16 protein-coding genes and 1 tRNA gene are annotated in these 18,046 nt (G+C 68.3%); 3 read left to right on the forward strand and 14 right to left on the reverse strand.

Annotation, left to right across the window (positions count from 1 at the left end; translation table 11 throughout):
* Nucleotides 1-16 precede the first annotated feature (16 nt).
* Both ACFOYW_RS01430 and ACFOYW_RS01435 read right to left on the reverse strand, forming a co-directional pair.
* Nucleotides 17-1,336 carry a DUF6114 domain-containing protein gene (locus ACFOYW_RS01430; RefSeq protein ID WP_390226795.1) on the reverse strand — a complete coding sequence of 440 codons (1,320 nt, stop codon included), beginning with the start codon at nt 1,334-1,336 and terminating at the stop codon, nt 17-19.
* Nucleotides 1,337-1,349: 13 nt separating this feature from the next.
* Nucleotides 1,350-1,952: a DUF6230 family protein gene (locus ACFOYW_RS01435; protein WP_390226796.1), complete on the reverse strand. Its 603-nt coding sequence runs from the start codon at nt 1,950-1,952 to the stop codon at nt 1,350-1,352.
* 114 nt (nt 1,953-2,066) lie between these two features.
* On the opposite strand from ACFOYW_RS01435, the gene ACFOYW_RS01440 reads away from it, so the two are divergent.
* The gene (locus ACFOYW_RS01440) at nt 2,067-2,675 is read left to right on the forward strand and encodes a TetR/AcrR family transcriptional regulator (protein ID WP_390226797.1); all 609 of its coding nucleotides are present in this window, start codon (nt 2,067-2,069) and stop codon (nt 2,673-2,675) included.
* On the opposite strand, the gene ACFOYW_RS01445 is transcribed toward ACFOYW_RS01440, so the two are convergent.
* Entirely contained in the window at nt 2,672-3,181 is a 510-nt protein-coding gene (locus ACFOYW_RS01445; protein ID WP_390226798.1) for a gluconokinase, read from the reverse strand. The genes ACFOYW_RS01440 and ACFOYW_RS01445 overlap by 4 nt on opposite strands.
* Nucleotides 3,182-3,230: 49 nt before the next feature.
* Nucleotides 3,231-4,220 carry a zinc-binding dehydrogenase gene (locus ACFOYW_RS01450; RefSeq protein WP_390226799.1) on the reverse strand — a complete coding sequence of 330 codons (990 nt, stop codon included), beginning with the start codon at nt 4,218-4,220 and terminating at the stop codon, nt 3,231-3,233.
* 90 nt (nt 4,221-4,310) lie between these two features.
* On the opposite strand from ACFOYW_RS01450, the gene gndA reads away from it, so the two are divergent.
* The gene (gene gndA / locus ACFOYW_RS01455) at nt 4,311-5,774 is read left to right on the forward strand and encodes an NADP-dependent phosphogluconate dehydrogenase (protein WP_390226800.1); all 1,464 of its coding nucleotides are present in this window, start codon (nt 4,311-4,313) and stop codon (nt 5,772-5,774) included.
* 137 nt (nt 5,775-5,911) lie between these two features.
* Here gndA and ACFOYW_RS01460 read toward each other — a convergent pair whose 3' ends face one another.
* The 8 genes from ACFOYW_RS01460 to ACFOYW_RS01495 form a co-directional block, all read right to left on the reverse strand.
* Nucleotides 5,912-7,168, reverse strand: a complete 1,257-nt coding sequence (locus tag ACFOYW_RS01460; protein ID WP_390226801.1) for a chloride channel protein — start codon at nt 7,166-7,168, stop codon at nt 5,912-5,914.
* 56 nt (nt 7,169-7,224) lie between these two features.
* Nucleotides 7,225-8,403 carry a 23S rRNA (uracil(747)-C(5))-methyltransferase RlmC gene (gene rlmC, locus ACFOYW_RS01465; RefSeq protein ID WP_390226803.1) on the reverse strand — a complete coding sequence of 393 codons (1,179 nt, stop codon included), beginning with the start codon at nt 8,401-8,403 and terminating at the stop codon, nt 7,225-7,227.
* A complete protein-coding gene (locus ACFOYW_RS01470; RefSeq protein WP_390226804.1) occupies nt 8,390-9,385 on the reverse strand; it encodes a ribose-phosphate diphosphokinase in 996 nt (331 codons plus the stop codon). Before ACFOYW_RS01470 ends, rlmC begins: the two co-directional genes overlap by 14 nt.
* 14 nt (nt 9,386-9,399) lie before the next feature.
* Nucleotides 9,400-10,842: a bifunctional UDP-N-acetylglucosamine diphosphorylase/glucosamine-1-phosphate N-acetyltransferase GlmU gene (gene glmU, locus ACFOYW_RS01475; RefSeq protein ID WP_390226805.1), complete on the reverse strand. Its 1,443-nt coding sequence runs from the start codon at nt 10,840-10,842 to the stop codon at nt 9,400-9,402.
* Between the two features lie 65 nt (nt 10,843-10,907).
* The gene (locus tag ACFOYW_RS01480; RefSeq protein WP_390226807.1) at nt 10,908-12,251 is read right to left on the reverse strand and encodes an MFS transporter; all 1,344 of its coding nucleotides are present in this window, start codon (nt 12,249-12,251) and stop codon (nt 10,908-10,910) included.
* Nucleotides 12,252-12,392: 141 nt separating this feature from the next.
* Nucleotides 12,393-13,112, reverse strand: coding sequence for a 5'-methylthioadenosine/S-adenosylhomocysteine nucleosidase (mtnN, locus tag ACFOYW_RS01485; RefSeq protein WP_390226808.1), 720 nt, complete (start codon nt 13,110-13,112; stop codon nt 12,393-12,395).
* Complete coding sequence (locus tag ACFOYW_RS01490) at nt 13,091-13,543, reverse strand: S-ribosylhomocysteine lyase (RefSeq protein WP_390227354.1); 453 nt, start codon at nt 13,541-13,543, stop codon at nt 13,091-13,093. Before ACFOYW_RS01490 ends, mtnN begins: the two co-directional genes overlap by 22 nt.
* Before the next feature lie 30 nt (nt 13,544-13,573).
* On the reverse strand, nt 13,574-14,635 hold the full coding sequence (locus ACFOYW_RS01495) for a Gfo/Idh/MocA family protein (protein WP_390226809.1): 1,062 nt from the start codon (nt 14,633-14,635) through the stop codon (nt 13,574-13,576).
* A gap of 176 nt (nt 14,636-14,811) precedes the next feature.
* On the opposite strand from ACFOYW_RS01495, the gene ACFOYW_RS01500 reads away from it, so the two are divergent.
* Nucleotides 14,812-16,194: an MFS transporter gene (locus ACFOYW_RS01500; RefSeq protein ID WP_390226810.1), complete on the forward strand. Its 1,383-nt coding sequence runs from the start codon at nt 14,812-14,814 to the stop codon at nt 16,192-16,194.
* A 96-nt stretch (nt 16,195-16,290) separates the two neighbouring features.
* Here ACFOYW_RS01500 and ACFOYW_RS01505 read toward each other — a convergent pair whose 3' ends face one another.
* Nucleotides 16,291-17,796 (reverse strand): MFS transporter, encoded by a 1,506-nt coding sequence (locus ACFOYW_RS01505; RefSeq protein WP_390226811.1) that lies wholly within the window; start codon nt 17,794-17,796, stop codon nt 16,291-16,293.
* Between the two features lie 178 nt (nt 17,797-17,974).
* Nucleotides 17,975-18,046: transfer RNA gene (locus ACFOYW_RS01510), tRNA-Gln, on the reverse strand.

The following is an 18,046-nucleotide window of genomic DNA, read 5'->3' on the forward strand; positions in this document are numbered from 1 at the left end:
GCGCGACTCGCGAGTACTACGAGAGCGGCTGCAGGTTGAAGGACTTCAGCGTCATCGTCTCGGCCTGTGCGCCGACGAGGCCGAGAACCAGGTGCCCCTGACCGAGCAGCGTCATCAGCGCGCCGAGGGTCAGCGGGTTGGCCTTGAGGCTCTGATCGAGGCCTTCGCCGTCGCCGTACTGGGTGCCGATGCGGTCGACCCACACCACGACGTTGCCGCTCAGCGTCATGCCATCGGTGTCGAGATTGACCTTCTCGCTGCGGTTCTTCGTGTCGAGATGGAACGCGCCGATGGTCAGCTGGCTGCACTCGATACGGATCGCGGTCGCTCGGGTCCCGTCGGCGAGCGGCACGGTCACCACTCCCACCTGCTTGGTGCCGGAGAGCTGCAACGAGTCGCCGTCGATCGTGGCCGAGGGCAGCGTGAAGATGCCATGACTGTTGTCGGCGCCGAGGCCGACGACCGGCGTGTCGGTGGTCGCGCCGCTCGGAAGGTCTTCCTTCGTGGTGGCCTTCGTACCCGGGGCAGGTGCCGAGCTGCGGTTCTGCCCAGGCACGCCGACTTGCGTGCCCGACGGGGAACTCTGGACCGGCGAGCTCGAGCTGCCCGTTCCGGGCACGCTCGGGGCGCTCGGCAATGTCGGCGTCGAGGGTGACGACGGCGAGGAGGAGGGTCCGCCCGAGCTCGGGGATGGGTTCGAGCTCGGGGCGGAGCTTGAGGACGTCGACGGCGAGGGAGACGGCGACGATGAAGACGACGGTGAGCAGATGATGAGCAGCACGCAGCCCGACGCGACGGTGCTGCCCGCACGCGGGGCTTCCGCCGCCTGAGCCGGCTGCGGTGCCGTCGCGGCCAGCGCGAGAGCTCCTGCCGCGATCACCGCCGCAGTGCCGCCGCCGAGCCAGCGCCGACGCGGCTTCGCGGCCTTCGGGTCGGGCTCAGCGGATGCGTCGACCTCTGGCGCTTCCGTCGGCGCGGGCGCGACGTGCTTCGGCATCCACGCGACCACGAGGACGCCCCCGACGGCCGACAGCAGCATGCCGATCACGAACCCGCCGAGGTTCACTCCGATCAGGGAGTACACCGCGAGCACGAGGGCGATGATGCCGTAGAAGATCCGGTGCACGGGCATCAGGGCGATCAGGATGCCGAGCAGCAGAAGCACCGCCGGGATGAGCAGGGCCTGAAGGCCCTCGAGCCCGAGCTGGATGTGGATCTTCCCGATGTCGAGCTGGCCGGAGAAGAACTCCTCGATGCCGCCGATGGCGATGAGCAGCGCGCCCCAGAAGGGGCGTTCGCTACGCCACTGCCGGAAGGCGGTGCGACGCTTGGTCATGTGCGCAGCCGCCCTAGTTGGCGGGGCAGCCGCTGCCGTCGGTCACGACCTTGAGGTGCATGTTCGTCAGCTGCAGCGTGCTCGCCGTGGTGCTGTAGGCGACCTGGGAGAAGTTCTTGAGCAGGATGCCCTGCGAGTCCTGTGCGAAGTCACCCGCCGAGCCCTTGGCTCCGGTGATCACCGTCGAGGCGTCGGCACCGATGCGGATGTTCGAGAACGTGGCGTCGCCCTTGAGGTCGGTCATGCCGATCTGCAGGTTGCTCGCCTTGACCGGCGTGCCCGCGTCACCGGCGGTGATGACGAGGCCCACCTTGCCGAGCGGCGTGTTCTGCACGACCGACTGGCACAGGTCTGTGATCGTGGCACTGCCGATGTTCGCGATGGCGACCGGCTCTTCCTTGCCCGACTGAAGCTTCGCGACGCCGCCGTACTGGGAGAACTGCGAGCCGTTGAGCTCGGTGCCGCCCATCGTGAACGATGTGCCCGAGATCGAGAACGAGACAGGAACAGCGCCCTGTGCGACACCGCCCATGACCACCGCAGACGCGATGCCCACCGGAATGGCAACCATCGCGATGCGTCCCCCGCGCGACTTTGCAAGCTGCTTGAGATTCACGTGATCCCCCTTGAACTGACGTGGCGGCACCCCTTCGTGCCACCCGTTTAGGGTACAGAGCTATTGACAACCCGTCAAATAGTGCTGTGAGGGTGCCTCGCTAGGCTCTTGCGCATGCCTTCGCCCGAGCGCCGCACGCGAATGACGCCAGAGGAGCGCCGCCGACAGCTCATCGCCATCGGCGTGAACGCTCTGGCGAGCCAGCCGCTCGAGGCGATCACGATCGAGTTCCTCGCCGCCGAGGCCGGCGTCTCGCGCGGGCTGGTCTTCTACTACTTCAACTCCAAGACCGGCCTGCATCACGAGATCGTGCGCACGGCCCGCGACAGCCTGATGCACGCCACCGAACCCAAGCCCGAGCTCGCGGCCGCCGAGCGGCTCCACGACACGCTCGAACGCTTCGTCACCTTCGCGCACGACCATCGGCTCACGTTCTTCTCGCTGGTGCGCGGGGCTGCGTCAGGCGACGAGACCGTGCGCGAGATCGTCGACGAGGTGCGCTCGGCCCAAGCAGATCGGCTGATCGCGATGTTCGGCGAGCTCGGCGTCGCCTCGAGCTCGCGCGTGCACGTCGCCCTGCGCTCGTGGGTCGCGCTCGCGGAGCAGGCGCTGATCGACGGGGCCGTCAACGCGGAGCTCGAGCCCGGTGAACTCGTCGACTACCTCGAGCGCAGCGCGCGGGCCGTCGTCACACTGGTGAGCGAGCCGAGGAACGCCGACTAAAGCGCGAGCCGCGCACGGATCGACGCGACCACCTCGTCGACCGACTCGTCGACATCGAAGAGCGCACCGTTCTCGTCCGCAGCGAGGGGCTCGAGTGTCGCGAGCTGCGAATCGAGGAGGCTCGCCGGCATGTACTCGTGGTGCCGCGACGCGACACGCGCCGCGAGCACATCGCGCGGAGGGTTGAGCAGCGCGAAGAAAGTGCCCGGAGCGGACTCCCGCAGCGCGTCGCGATAGGCGCGTCGCAGCGCCGAGCACGCGACGATCGGGCCGTCGCCCACCGCGAGCCGCTCGCCGACGCGATGAAGCCACGGCCAGCGATCGTCGTCAGTCAGCGGAATGCCGCGCGCCATCTTCTCTTTGTTGGCTGCGGGGTGCAGGTCGTCGCCGTCGATGAAGATGCGACCGGATGCCTCGGCGAGCCGCTCGCCCACCGTGGTCTTCCCCGAACCGCTGACACCCATGAGAACGATCGGCTGGATGAACGACGGAATTTCGGGACTCATGATCCAATCTTCTCGTGCCGCGCGCGAGTTCCGCGCATCCGCCCACGCCTCAGAACGAGAGCAGCACCTTGCCCGATCTCGCCGGGTCCCTGGCGACCTCGAATGCCTCGAGCGCATCGGCCAAGGCGAACTGGTGGGTCACGACGCCCTCCGTGCGCAGGCTGCCGTCGGCGAGCGCGGGCAGCACCCGGTCGATCTCGTCGACGAAGCGGAACGATCCTGTCAGCGTGATCTCGCGCGTGATGAGCGACGCCATCGGCGCCGGCACCATGCCGACCGCCTGAAGACCGACGAGTACCACGCGGCCTCCGCGTCGCACGCCGGACACGGCGGCGGCGAGCCCCGGCACGGTGCCCGAGGACTCGATCGCGATGTCGGCATCGAGCGTCGCGACCGCGTCGCCGTCGCGGGCATCGAGCACGGCGGTGGCCCCGACCTCGAGCGCCGCCTGCCGGGGGCGTTCGTGCAGGTCGGTCGCCACGATCTCCGCCGCGCCGGCGCGGGCCAGCACAGCGACGACCAGGGCACCGATCGGCCCTGCGCCGGTGACGAGCACGCGCCGACCCGCCACGTCCCCTGCGAGGGAGACACCATGCATGGCGACCGACGCAGGCTCCGTCACGGCCGCCGTCAGGAGGTCCAGCCCGTCAGGCAGCGGCCGCAGCATGGCGCTGCGCAGTGCGACGCGGCGCGCGAACGCTCCTTGCGTATGGGGCCACAGCGTCGCGCTGCCGAGGTAGCTGCCGCCGGGGCCGCCCGGATGCACCGCTACCGGCGTGCCCTCCGCAGGGCCGCTGCCGTCAGCGGCGGCGTGCGCGACGACCCCGACGATCTCGTGCCCGAGCCGCAGCGGGGCCCGGATCACCGACTGACCGCTCGCGCCATCGAGCCAGTAGTGCAGATCGGACCCGCAGATGCCCCCGTAGCGGATGGCGACGACGGCCTCGTCAGGAGCGGGCTCCGGCTCGGGCACCGGCTCGACGACGAGCCTCCCCTTCTCCGGAACCACGATGCCCAGGTTGTCATCGACCACGCTCACCGTGCAGACCTCATGCTCCCGAAGCTAACAGCGCGTCATCCTCCCGGCCAGGCATACTGCGCGCGCACTTCCGCCAATAGGCTGGTGAGTATGACTGAGCAGTCCGTGGCAAACATCGGTGTCGTCGGCCTTGCGGTGATGGGGTCGAACCTCGCCCGCAACCTCGCCTCGCGCGAGGGCAACAAGGTAGCGGTCTTCAACCGCACGTGGGAGCGCACCGAGACGCTCATCAACGACCACCCCGAAGCAGGCTTCGTCGCCGCCAAGGACTACGAGGAATTCGCCGCGTCCCTCTCCAAGCCGCGCACCGCGATCATCATGGTGCAGGCAGGCCGCGGCACGGACGCGGTGATCGAAGAGCTCACCAAGGTCTTCGAGCCCGGCGACATCATCGTCGACGGCGGCAACGCGAACTTCCACGACACGATCCGGCGCGAGCAGTCGATCCGTGAGACTGGCATCCACTTCGTCGGCACCGGCATCTCCGGCGGTGAGGAGGGCGCGCTCAACGGGCCGTCGATCATGCCCGGGGGCTCAGTCGAGTCGTACAAGACCCTCGGCCCGATCCTCGAATCGATCGCAGCCCGCGCCGACGACGGCGAGCCCTGCGTCACGCACGTCGGCACCGACGGCGCCGGCCACTTCGTCAAGATGGTGCACAACGGCATCGAGTACGCCGACATGCAGTTGATCGCCGAGGCATACGACCTGATCCGCCGCGGAACGGGCAAGACCCCGGCCGAGATCGCCGACGTGTTCGACGAGTGGAACAAGGGCGACCTCGAGTCGTACCTCATCGAGATCACCGCGCAGGTGCTGCGCCAGACGGATGCCTCGACCGGCCAGCCCCTCGTCGACGTGATCCTCGACGCCGCCGGCGCCAAGGGCACCGGCGCCTGGACCGTGCAGAACGCCCTCGACCTGGGCATTCCGGTCTCCGGCATCGCCGAGGCCGTCTTCGCCCGCTCGCTCTCATCGAAGGCCGAGCAGCGCGCGGCGGCCGTCGAGGCGCTCCCCGGCCCCGACAGCGAGAACTGGAAGCCCTCCGACCCCGACGCCTTCATCGAAGACGTGCGCCAGGCGCTGTACGCCTCGAAGATCATCGCCTACTCGCAGGGCTTCGACGAGATCATCGCCGGTGCCGAGCAGTACGACTGGGACATCAAGAAGGGCGACATCGCCAAGATCTGGCGCGCCGGCTGCATCATCCGCGCCCGCTTCCTCGGCCGCATCACCGAGGCGTACCAGAACGACGCCGACCTGGTCGCGCTCGTGCTCGCGCCGTACTTCCGCGACGCCGTGACCGGCGCCCAGGGCGCCTGGCGCCGTGTGGTCGTCTCGGCCGCAGAGGCAGGCATCCCCTCCCCCGCGTTCTCGTCGTCGCTCGCCTACTACGACGGGCTGCGCGCCAAGCGGCTGCCCGCCGCGCTCGTGCAGGGTCAGCGCGACTTCTTCGGCGCGCACACCTACAAGCGCGTCGACAAGGACGGCATCTTCCACACCCTCTGGTCCGGCGACCGCAGCGAGATCGAGACCGAGCCGTCCTGGCACTGAGTTGATCGTCGCGCCCGCTCTCGCCGGGCGCGAGCGCCGCGTCGCTGGGGCTGGGTCCGCATTACGCTGACCGTCACCGAAAACGGAGTAGTTGCGATCAATCGGCCCTCGGGCACGCAACTACTCCGTTTTCGGCGTCAGATGTCCAGGCGGTTGACGCGCAGGTCGGCCTGGTGCTCCAGCAGGCGCCTGGCGAGGACCGAGCCGGCGACGGCCACGCCGAGCGGCGCGAGGAACTCGAGCGGCGCGTGCGTCAGTTCGAACACGATCGCGAGCGCCATCAGCGGCGCCTTCTGACTCGAGGCGAGCACGGCGGCCGCTGCGACGATGGCGAAGGCGGCGATCGGCGAACCCGGCCACATCAGTGACCAACCGACGCCGACGACGGCACCGGCAGCGGCGCCCAGCGCGATCGCAGGCTGCAGCACACCTCCGGCGGCGCCCGAGCGGATCGTGAGCAGCGTCAGTACCGACTTCAGCGCGAAACCGGCGATGAGCACGCCGAGCGCCGTCCAGGACGTCGCGTTGAACGCGAACTGGCCGAGCGCCCGGCCGTTGCCCATGACCTGCGGCAGCCAGATCGAGACGACAGCGACGAGAACGGATGCCGCCGGCAACAGCCAGAGCAGCGCCGCCCCCTTGGGCTTGCCCCGTTCTGCCCACGCCGTCCAGTGCGAGAACCAGTACCCGATGAAACCGAACACCGGGCCGAAGATCACGGCGAACACCGCAAGCGACCATGAGCTCGTGGCGCCGTGGATGTTGTAGAACGCGACGTTTCCCTCGACGACGCTCGCGACCAGCGCGCTGACCGCCGACATGCCGAGCGCGATGGCGATCGCGTCGAGCGACAGGTCCCCGAGCAGGATCTCGATCGCGAACAGGCCGCCGGCCAACGGCACGTTGTAGACACCGGCGAGCCCCGCACCCGCCGCCGCGGCGATCACAAGAGTGCGCTCACGCGTGTCGAGCCGCACGACCCTGCCGAACCAGCCGCCGATCAGGGCACCCAACTCCCGCGGCGCGACCTCGCGGCCGACGGGCGCGCCCGCGCCGACGATGAACACCTGCAGTGCGGCGTGGACGATGGTCTCCCACCACGGCATCGGGGTGCCCTCGACCGCCTTCTGCACACTCGGCACGGCCCGTGCCCGAGTGCGGATCAGCCACCACACGACCGCCGCCACCGCACCGGCGACGATCACCGAGACGAAGCGGCGCCAGGTGGGAGCGTCGACCGCACCGGGGCGCGACGAATCCTCGAAGAAGCCGAAAGCGACCGTCTCGACGCCGCGGAAGAACAGCGTCACGAGGCCGGCGACGATGCCGACCGCCGCACCGACGACGAGAACCGCGAGCGCAAGGTGCAGGATGCGTCGGACGGGCGCGGTCATACTCCGACGTTACTGGACTCGCAGGGCCGCCCCGTGCCGTCGGCCACCGAGGCGCGTCACCGGCGGGTGAGAAGCACCAGGGTCTCGAAGTGCGCGGTGTGCGGGAACATGTCGAACAGCTGGGAGCGCACCGGCGCGAGGCTCGGCATCACGGCGAGGTCGCGGGCGAGACTCTCAGCGTTGCAGCTCGAGTAGAGCACGTGCCGCACGCCACTCGCCTCGAGCCACTCCGCGAGCTCCGCGCCGATTCCCCGCCGCGGCGGATTCACGATCACGAGATCGGGGGCGGATTCCTGATTCCGGGCCCAGCTCATGGCATCCGCTGCGATGAAGTTCGCGTCGAGCCCCGCCGCCTCCGCGGCCGATGTGGCGCTCGCAACGGCATCCGCACTCAACTCGACGCCCGTCACCCGTGCACCCGACGCGACCGCGAGATGCAGTGCGAAGCCGCCGACGCCGCAGTACAGGTCCCACGAGGTCTGCGGCGCGACCGCGGCCGCCCAGGCCGCACCGGTGCGGTACAGCCGCGTCGCGATGCCCTCGTTCGTCTGCACGAAGCTGCGCGGCAGCAGCCGCAGGGTCAGGCCATCGAGCGGAAGTTCGAGGGCGGCCTCGTCGGTGAGCACGAGCTCTTCGTCGCCCTCGAGCACCGCCTTGTGCTCGGGCAGCAGATTGACCGTCACGACACGCAGCTGCGGCAGCCGGGCCTGCAGCTCGGGCAGGTGCTTGCGGATGCGTGAAACGGACTCCGTCGACCTCAGCACGAACCGCAGCATCAGCTCGCCACGCGCGTTCGCGGTGACGATCAGATATTTGAGCTCGCCGCGCCGCGCCGGAATGTCGTACGGCACGAGGCGCGCCGTCGTCACAAACCCCGACAGCTGTGGCAGGGCGCGGCGGATCGGCTCGGCCACGATCGGGCAGCCCTCGAGATCGACGCCGTGCTGCGCGCGGTCCAGGATGCCGAGAGTCGGGGCCTCCGTCGAACCGCCGACGACCAGCTTCGCCTTCGTGCGAAAACCTGCCGTGTCGCTCGCGACGGGCTCCAGCCAGTCGATGCCTGAGGTGCCCGCGACGGCGAATCCGTCGATCAACTCGCGAGCCCGCGCCTGCTTTCCAGCGAGCTGCGTCGCGTAGTCGACGTCGAGCAGCGAACAGGAACGGCAGACGCCCGCGTCGAAATACCCGCAGGGAACGGCGACCGAGTGACGAAGGTCGATGCTAGGCGGCGCCATCGAACATGCTCGTCACCGAGCCGTCGGCGAACACCTCGTGGATCGCGCGCGCCAGCAGCGGGGCGATCGAGAGCACGGTGAGCCGGTCCCAGCGCTTGTCGGCCGGCACTGGCAAGGTGTCGGTGACGACGACCCGGTCGATGAAATCGCTCTGCAGGATCTCGTACGCCGGGTCGGAGAACAGGGCGTGCGTCGCGGCGACCACGACGCCCGTCGCTCCGTTCGCCTTGAGCGCCTCGGCGGCCTTGACGATCGTGCGCCCCGTGTCGATCAGGTCGTCGACCAGCAGGCAGACCCGCCCGCTCACGTCGCCGACGATCTCGTGCACGGAGACATCGTTGTGCACCTTCGGGTCGCGGCGCTTGTGGATGATGGCGAGCGGTGCGCCGAGCTTGTCGCTCCAGGCATCCGCGACCTTGACCCGGCCCATGTCGGGCGAGACGACCGTGAGTGCCTCTCGCGACAGCGTCTCGCGGAAGTGCTCGAGCAGCACCGGCTGGGCGAAGAGATGGTCGACCGGGCCGTCGAAGAAGCCCTGGATCTGCGCCGCGTGCAGGTCGACCGACATGATGCGGTCGGCGCCCGCGACCTTGAACATGTCGGCGACGAGGCGGGCTGAGATCGGCTCGCGCCCGCGGCCCTTCTTGTCTTGCCGGGCGTAGGGGTAGTACGGCGCGACGACGGTGATGCGCTTGGCCGATGCCCGCTTGGCGGCGTCGACCATGATGAGCTGCTCCATCAGCCATTCGTTGATGGGCCGCGTGTGCGACTGCAGCACGAAGATGTCAGCGCCGCGCACGCTCTCTTCGAAGCGAGCGTAGATCTCGCTGCCCGCGAAGGTGTGCATGTCGCTGCCGAGCACCTCGATGCCGAGTTCGTGCGCGACGCTCGTGGCGAGCTCGGGGTATGCGCGACCGGAAACCAGGACAAGGCGACGCTGCGCATGCGATTTGATCCCCGACAGCAACTCCGATTCGCTCACCGACTCACGCCCTTCTAGACCTGCGCCTCGGCAGAGCCCGTTGCTTCTTGCGCGGCCAGATCGGCTGCGCTTCCCGGTCGGTTGGTGTGCACCCAGCCGCCCAGATTCCGCTGCGGAGTCACGTTCAACGCGAGCGCACCCGGCGGGACGTCGTTACGGATCGTCGCCCCTGCGCCCGTGTAGGCTCCAGCCCCAATCCTAACCGGCGCCACGAAGACGTTGTGCGCACCGGCCTTGACCCCTGCTCCGATCACGGTGCGGTGCTTGTCGACCCCGTCGTAGTTCGCGGTGATGCCGCCTGCGCCGATGTTGGCGTCAGGGCCGATCTCGGCGTCGCCGATGTAGCTCAGGTGCGGCACCTTCGCGCGATCGCCGATGCGCGCGTTCTTGGTCTCGACGAACGCGCCGACCTTGCCGTCCGCGCCGATCTCGGTGCCCGGGCGGAGGAACGAGAACGGACCGACGGACGCCTGCGCACCGATGACCGCGAGCGTGGCATCCGTGCGGCGCACCGTCGCGCCCGCGCCGACCTCGGTGTCGACCAAGGTGGTGTCAGGGCCGACGACCGCGCCCGCGGCGACCACCGTCGCGCCCTTCAGCTGCGTGTTCGGCAGCACCGTGACGTCGGCCTCGAGCTTCACGGCGAGGTCGATCCACGTCGTCGCGGGGTCCTGCACCGTGACGCCGGCGAGCTGCCAGCCGCGAACGATCAGGGCATTGAGGCGTGCCGCCGCCTCGGAGAGCTGAGCGCGATCATTGATGCCCTCGACCTTCCAGCTGTCGGGCGTCGGCACGGCGCTGACGTCCATGCCGGCGTCGTGCAATGCGGCGATGACGTCGGGCAGGTACTTCTCGCCCTGAGAGTTCGCGGTGGTGAGGTGTGCGAGCTTGTCGCGCAACGCGTTCACGCCGAACACGTACACACCGCTGTTGATCTCGTCGATCGCCCGCTCGACGGGGCTCGCATCCTTGTGCTCGACGATGCGCACGAGCTGGCCCTCGCCGCCGCGCACGATGCGGCCGTATCCGCTCGGGTCGGCGACCACAGTCGACAGCAGCGTGCCGCTCGCGTCGGCGCGGCGATGCTCGGCCACGAGCTCGTGCAGCGTCGCTGCGTCCAGCAGCGGCACATCGCCGGACAGAATCAGCACGTCACCGACGAAATCGGCGGGCAGCGCGTCGACGGCGAGCTCGACGGCACGGCCTGTGCCGGGCACCTCGTCCTGCTCGACGAGGACGGCAGACTCCGCGAGCGCCGCAACGGCGGAGGCCACCTGCTCGCGCTCATGACGCACCACGACGAGCAGATGCGCCGCATCGAGCGCCCGCGCGGTATTGAGCACGTGCCCGAGCAGCGGAACCCCGGCCAATTCGTGCAGTACCTTCGGCGTCGCGGACTTCATTCGCGTTCCCTGGCCGGCTGCGAGGACGACGATGGCAAGGCTGCTGTCGGTCACCCCGCAATGCTACCGAGCCCGCTCGTTGCGGAATCGCACGCTGACCGCGCACACGACACTGCCGCTCACGTCTCGACCTCATCCTCGAGGCCCGTGCGCGACCAATCCGGGATGCGGATGAGCCAGAAGATCGACAGCACGATCCCGCACACCGCGGCGAGCATTGGCAGACGCACAGCTACGGCCTCGCCGACGAGGCCGCCAAGGAGTGCGCCGGGCAGCTCACCCGCGAGCGCGAGCACACGCTCAGAAGCCGCGACCTGCCCGACGAGACGATCTGGGCTGGATATCTGCCGCAAGGTGTTGAACAGAACGATGCAGATCACCATTGCGAGAGCCCAGATGAACTCTGCTGCTGCCACGAGCGTCAACGCAGTCAACCCGGGTTGCCCGGCGGCCAGCAGGATCGCGATGAGCGCGGCGGACGGAGCCGCGAGCGACGCGAGGTACCACCCCTTCTGGCGGCGGTTGACGAGGGCGCTCGCCACCAACGCGCTTCCAAGCAGACCACCGACTCCTGCGGCGATCCCGACCACGGCGAGCTCTTCGGCCCCGAAGCCCAGGTCATGCACGCAGTAGTAGAGGAAGACGGCCTGGAATGCCGCAGTGAAGAAGTTGAACTGCACGGTTGAGATCACCAGTGGGCGCAGCACCGGGTGCGACCAGATGAAGCCAACGCCATCGGCAATGCCGGAGAGGCCACGCACGCGGGTCTCGGTCGTTTCCCGCGTCGGAGCCGAAGACCGATTCCGCGCGCGCGTCGGTCGAAGAGCCAACGCGGCGAGCGCACAAAGAGCTGCGATTCCGAAGCCGAGCCCGCCGCTCATAAGGGATGCGGCGAACCCGAGCGTGACGACGAGCACCCCCGCGAGTCCGGCGCCGGTCAACTCGGACACTACCGAGCTGCCGCGAAGCAACGCATTGGCACGATTCAGCGACCGAGGTGCACGTCCCCCGAGTTCAAGCACGGCGGTACTCACGCCCGCATCGTGCATCAGCGACGCCGCACCGACTACGAACATGCCAGCGTAAAGCGCCCAGAGAGACGGCCCCACGATGACCGTGACACCGACGACCGCGACGGCGGCGCATCGAATCAGATCAGCGACCGCCACCGCGACGGCACCGCCGAGTCGATCGACGGTGGCGCCGATCAGCAGGCCAAGGGTCAACGCCGCCGCGGAGTCGACCAGGTTGAGAATTCCCATCTGCATGGGTGAGGCGTGAAACCTCGTTACGGCGAGCAAGGGAACCGCAAACAGGGCTATCTGAACGCCAAGAGATGCGCTGAGCTCGCCGACCGCGAGAATCCAGATCGACAGCTTGCCGTTTCGTGAACTCGGGCGATGTGGTGCCGATGTCGCGGCTCCGGCGTCGCCCGTTGCCGCGGAGCTACTCATCGGGCTCATTGGCACCAGCCCGCTCGAGGGGAACAAAGCCAAGCGAGGCGGTGCACACGAAGGGTCAGTGTATATCGGTTATAACCACGCTGTTTGTATCCATGTCGTGAGGCGATGATCAAGTGAAATTCGAGCCAGCGGGCGTTTACCTCACACCACTGCAACGACGGCAGCGACGACGGCCGCCGACCGCGCTGCCGCGCCGTCGAGGTGAGTGAGGAACTCAGTGCCGTCGGGCGCGCAGAGGTCGCTGATCGCGCGCACCGACAAGAACGTCTGCCCGTGCGTATGCGCGAACTGGGCGACGGCGGCGGATTCCATGTCGACCGCGACGACCTCGGGGAACTGCTCGCGGAACTGCAGGGCGCGGGGCGCCGTGACGAACACCTCGCTCGACCCGATCACCCCGGCGTGCACGGTCTCGTCGTGAGGCGTGTCGAGTGCGAGCCGCGTGAGTGCGAGGTCGCCCGCGTAGTCCGCGGGCATGCCGGGAACCTGGCCGAGCGAGTAGCCGAAGGCCGTGGCATCCGCGTTCATGTTGACGTAGCGCGACCCGACGATCACGTGACCCACCTCGATGCCCGGAGCGAGACCGCCGGCCGAGCCCGCGCTGATGAGCGGCACATCGGGCCCGAACGTGTAATACGCGTAGGCTGCGCCGGCGGTCGCGTTCGCAAAGCCGATTCCGGCGCGGATCAGCGTGATCGGGACGCCGCCGATGACGAGGTCGCGACGCATGCCGTGCGCGCGACTGAGGGGGTCGCCAACGCGGTCCGCGCGGTCGAGGAACGGCGCGGCCTCCTCTTCCATGGCGACGATGACGACGGATGCCGGGGTGAAGGCATCCGTCATGCGGTCACCTGGCTCCATTCCTCGCGCTTGGCAAGGAACTCGCGAGCCGCCGCCTGCGCGCCCTCGAGCGAGTGGTTCGCACCCCAGCCGCACTGCACCTCGTTGGCGGCAGGCACCTCGGTCGCGGTCGTGATGTCGGTGAGGGTGCTCTCGATGAGGTCCAGCACCTCGTCGTACGCCGGCTCGCCCTGGAGGATGAGGTAGAAGCCCGTCTGGCACCCCATGGGCGAGAAGTCGATGACCGCGCTCGAGTGGTTGCGACTCTTCTCGGCGAAAAGATGCTCAACCGAGTGCACGGTCGGCATCTCGAGGTGGCCTGTGTTCGGCTGGGTGAAACGCACGTCGTATTTGACGATGACGTCGCCCTTCGGCAGGACCTTCCGGTCTGCGAGGCGGACATAGGGCGCCTTGACGGTGCGGTGGTCGAGGTTGAACGACTCGACGTTCATGCGCTGCTGATCGGTCACCCACCGATTGTTTCAGACCGCGTGCACCGCCTGCTGTGACGTGACGTCTGCGTGGGCACTGCCGTCGGCAAGCATCCGATCGATGTCCTCGACCAGCGCCAGGGTGCGGCGAGAGTCGGCCAGGTTCGGCTGCGGCTCGATACCGGCGCGGATGCACCGCAGGAACTCGAACAGCTCGTTCTCATAGCCCTGGTCGGTGTTGCGCGGGTAGTAGCCGTGGCTAGGGTTCCACACGAGCGCATCGGCCGAGTCGTCCAGCTCGAAGGGCTCGAAGTCCTGCTTCCGCACCGCCGGGCGGTTGTACGTGACCGACTTGACGTTGTCGACGATCACGTTGCGGCGCATTCCGACGAGCTCGAGTCGCTCCATCGGGTACAGCTCGTCGAGCATCGACGCCGCGTGGATCGTGCCGATCGCGCCGGACTCGGACATGAAAGCGATGACGAACGCCTGCAGACGATCGCCCGCGACATGGCGGCGAACGTACTCGATGCGGATCTCGCCGAGGTACCAGCGGGCCAGATCGAGGTGATGGATGATGTGATTCAGCAGGAACGCGCGCTCGTCGTAGGGGTTTGCGTGGAACTCTGAGTGGTACGTCGCGATGTCGCCGAACTCGGCGCGCTCGGTCACCTTCTTCGCCAGCACGTACCCGGTCGTGAATCGCTTGTTGAACCCGACCATCACCCACTTCCCGGTCTGCTCCTGCAGCGCGATGAGCTCATCGGCCTGCGCCGTCGACAGCACCGGCGTCTTCTCTACGAAGACGTGCACCCCGCTCGTCAGCGCGTCGCGGATGATCTCGAAGTTGTGTGCGTGGCCGGCCTGCACGATCACCGCGTCGAGCTTCTCGGCGGCAAGCGCGGCCCGATGGTCGGTGTAGCTGGCAGGCACCGCGTACAGCCGGGTGAACTGCTCGACCTTCGCCGGGTCGATGTCGACGGCGCACACGACCTCATGGTCCGGCGCCCAGCGCAGGGAGTTGAACCACGTCTGATAGGTGTGCTTCCCGAGCCCGATGATGCCGATCCGGGTGGCGGGAGTGGCGGTGGGCGAGCTGCCGTCGAGTGCCATGTGAATCCTTTCGTCAGCACCGATGCTGAACGAGCCGCGAAGTAAATGCGGTGAGGTGTCCCGCTCATCAGGACGCCGTGTTGAGGCAGACAACCGATGCTGCCTACAACCGAGTTGCGAGCACGGACGCCGGCATCCAGCCGGCCTTCGACAACGACACGAGGGAGTGTTTTTACGTGAGTATCGCCGCTGGGCAATTGACCGATAGGGAACAGGGGGCGGTCATCCGGAAGCTGGCCTTGCGGCTGATCCCGATCCTTGCCTTCGCCTACTTCATCAACTCGCTCGACAAGACCAACATCTCCCTCGCCGCATTGCAGATGAACAAAGCGCTCGGCCTCACCGACGCCGCGTTCGGACTCGCATCCGGCCTGCTCTTCGTCGGCTATGCGGTGTTCGAGATCCCGAGCAACATGATCCTGTACAAGGTGGGCGCCCGGCGTTGGATCGCCCGCATCATGATCAGCTGGGGCCTCGTCGCGGCGGCGACGTCGCTCGTGTGGGGTCCAGGAAGCCTCTACGTGCTGCGCATCCTGCTCGGTATCGCCGAGGCGGGCTTCTACCCGGGCGTGCTGCTCTACTTCACGCTGTGGGTGCCGCGCCGGTGGCGCGGCCAGCTGTTCGCCTGGTTCGTCTTCGGCGGCGCGATCTCGGGCGTGATCGGATCGCCGCTGACCGGCCTGTTGCTCTCCGTGCAGAACTACTTCGGCGCCGGCAGCTGGCGCGCCATGTTCATCATCGAGGGCCTTCCGGCGATCATCATCGGCATCCTCTGCCTGTTCCTCCTGCAGGACCATCCCAAGGACGCGAAGTGGTTGACGACGAGCGAGCGCAGCTGGCTGGTCGACACCCTCGACCGCGAGCGCACCGAGACTGAAGCGCTCAACCTGACGGGCCACGCCAACCGCTCGATCTGGCGGTCGCTGATCGTCGGGCCGGTGCTCTTCATGGCGCTCATCTACTTCTGCGCGAAGTTCGGCCAGTACGCGCTGAACTTCTTCCTGCCGCTCATGATCCAGCAGTTCGAGCACAACGCGGGGCACAACCTTTCGACGTTCCACATCAGCCTGTTGACGGCGCTGCCCGCACTGATCGCCCTGTTCCCCGCCATCTGGTGGGCGGCGCACTCCGACAAGACGAAGGAGCGCGTCTGGCACGCCGCCATCCCGCAGTTCCTCGCGTGCGTCGGCATCGTGGCGTCAGTCATGTTCCACAACCCGGTGCTGATCATGATCGCGCTCATCATCGCGACCCTCGGCACGGGCGCCCAGAGCGCACCGTTCTTCCAGATCCCGCCGTCGTTCCTCACGGGCATGGCCGCCGCCACGTCGTTCGCAGTGATCAACTCGATCGGCAACCTCGGCGGGTTCGTGGCTCCGACCGCGTTCGGGATCCTGCACGACTGGACCGGTAACTACAACATCGCGAGTCTCATCATGGGCGCCGTGGCCCTCGCGGGGGCGATCATGACGCTGCTGATCCCGCGCCTGCTGCGCCCGAAGGGCGGCTCCGCGGAGCGGACGACCATGCCGACGGAGGCCGCTGCGAACCTGCAGTGAGGCGGACGCGACCCTCGGTGCGGTGAGGAAGCATCCGCTCGCGTCGATCCCCGTGATCGCCCATTGTGAAGCCCGCTCGGTTCGCCCGAGCGGGCTTCACGCCTTCGCACGCTGATGCAGATCTACGAAGCCCATCGCCAGAGTGGTGAGGACCAGCCCGAACGAGATCGCGTACCCGGCGAGAACCCCGGCGTGATACTGCGAGACGGATGCGTGCTGCCCCGACTGCACACGCGAGAAGAACACCGCGCTGATGGCCGCGAGCCCCACCGCGGTGCCGAGCCGCTGCCCGAGCTGCTGAATCGACCCGGCGACGCTCGCCTCGTCCCTCGGCACCTCCGACAGCGTGAGGGTCTGATTCGGCGAGATCACGAACCCGCCGCCGACGCCCCCGACGAGCATCGCGGCAGCCATCGGCCACTCACTGACCCCGGGCGGCGTGAGCGTCGCAGCGGCGGCGAGGCCGGCCACAGCGAGCGCGACGATCCCGATGCCGACGACGACGAGCGAGCGGCCGAAGCGCTCGACGAGGCGTCCGCCGTACCAGGCGGCAATGGCCGAGCTGAGCGCGAACGGCACGGTCGCGAGCGCCGCCAGCAACGGGGCGGCGCCGAGGCCCTCCTGCAGGTAAAGCGTCGTGACGAGGAACGTCGCGGGCATGCCGGCGAAGTACAACGCGGCGATCGCGACGCCGTTGCGGTACGACCCGCGCTCGAACAGGTCGAGGTGCACGACCGGCGACCTGCCGGTCGCGGCGTAGTGCCGTTCCCAGCGCCAGAACGCGATGCCGAATGCGGCCGCCCCGATCAACCACAGCCAGCGGGTGGCTGCGTCACCCTGCCCGGACGTGAGCAGGAACGGGAGCATGGCGCAGAACACCGCGCCCGCGAGTAGCCCCAGGCCGATGAGGTCGAGCTGCGTGTCTGGCGACGGGTCCTGCTTCTTCGGCAGCAGCCGCAGGGCGAAGATCAGTGCTGCTGCGCCGCACGGCACGTTCAGCCAGAACAGCAGGCGCCAACCCTCAGTCTCACCGCCGAGCGCGATGAGCAGACCGCACAGGGTCGGACCGAGCGCCGTCCCGACGCCGACCATCGCCCCGAAGAGCCCGAATGCCTTCGGACGGTCCTTCTGGTCGAACAGCTGCTGAATGAGCCCGAGCACCTGCGGCATCAGCACGCCGCCTGCCGCGCCCTGAATCAGCCGCGTGACGGTGAGCCACACATCGCTCTGCGCGAGGGCGCACGCCGCGCTCGCGAGCGCGAAGCCCGCGAGACCGATGAGGAACAGCCTGCGCCGCGAGCGCATGTCGCCGATGCGCCCGGACGGGACGAGCGCGAGGCCGAACGCGAGCGCGTAGCCCGCGACGACGAGCTGTAGCTGCGTGCTCGATGCCTCAAGGCCCTTCTGGATCGACGGCAGGGCGACGTTGACCCCGGAGAGGTCGAGGATCGTCAGCGCACCCGCGGCGATGCACACCCAGAAGGCACGCCATCGCGCTCGTTGCGACAGCCGGTCGGCTTGATCATCCGCCCCGCTGCGAGGCGCTCGGTCGGAGTCGGGGTCGGTGTGGTGCGTGGATGAGGTGTCGTGTGTGGAAGACATCGCCGGCAGGCTAAATCGCGGGTCGCGCGGCCTGAACCGGGTTGACGGATGCGTGATGCTGAGGCATCCGTCGGGTCAGGCATCCGTCACGTGGTCTCAGCCGCCCGAGAGGCCGAGCAGCGCGGGCGGCCCGAGCGGCCCGAGGCCCATCGTGCCCAGCCCGGGGGCGACCCGGATGCTCCGCGGCCTGGATTCGAACCAGGACTTAACGGCTCCAAAGGCCGTCGTGCTGCCGTTACACCACCGCGGA

Origin of the sequence: Gryllotalpicola reticulitermitis, from assembly GCF_042651345.1 — a bacterium.
GTDB classification, from domain to species: Bacteria; Actinomycetota; Actinomycetes; order Actinomycetales; family Microbacteriaceae; genus Gryllotalpicola; species Gryllotalpicola reticulitermitis.

What these genes read in the sequence shown, in the direction of transcription:
- mtnN (WP_390226808.1), bottom strand. Translation starts at nt 13,112, where the DNA reads ATGGAGCCAGGTGACCGCATGACGGATGCCTTCACCCCGGCATCCGTC.
- ACFOYW_RS01490 (WP_390227354.1), bottom strand. Translation starts at nt 13,543, where the DNA reads ATGAACGTCGAGTCGTTCAACCTCGACCACCGCACCGTCAAGGCGCCC.
- ACFOYW_RS01445 (WP_390226798.1), bottom strand. Translation starts at nt 3,181, where the DNA reads ATGAGTCCCGAAATTCCGTCGTTCATCCAGCCGATCGTTCTCATGGGT.
- gndA (WP_390226800.1), top strand. Translation starts at nt 4,311, where the DNA reads ATGACTGAGCAGTCCGTGGCAAACATCGGTGTCGTCGGCCTTGCGGTG.
- rlmC (WP_390226803.1), bottom strand. Translation starts at nt 8,403, where the DNA reads ATGGCGCCGCCTAGCATCGACCTTCGTCACTCGGTCGCCGTTCCCTGC.
- ACFOYW_RS01505 (WP_390226811.1), bottom strand. Translation starts at nt 17,796, where the DNA reads ATGTCTTCCACACACGACACCTCATCCACGCACCACACCGACCCCGAC.
- ACFOYW_RS01430 (WP_390226795.1), bottom strand. Translation starts at nt 1,336, where the DNA reads ATGACCAAGCGTCGCACCGCCTTCCGGCAGTGGCGTAGCGAACGCCCC.
- ACFOYW_RS01460 (WP_390226801.1), bottom strand. Translation starts at nt 7,168, where the DNA reads ATGACCGCGCCCGTCCGACGCATCCTGCACCTTGCGCTCGCGGTTCTC.
- ACFOYW_RS01440 (WP_390226797.1), top strand. Translation starts at nt 2,067, where the DNA reads ATGCCTTCGCCCGAGCGCCGCACGCGAATGACGCCAGAGGAGCGCCGC.
- ACFOYW_RS01495 (WP_390226809.1), bottom strand. Translation starts at nt 14,635, where the DNA reads ATGGCACTCGACGGCAGCTCGCCCACCGCCACTCCCGCCACCCGGATC.
- ACFOYW_RS01480 (WP_390226807.1), bottom strand. Translation starts at nt 12,251, where the DNA reads ATGAGCCCGATGAGTAGCTCCGCGGCAACGGGCGACGCCGGAGCCGCG.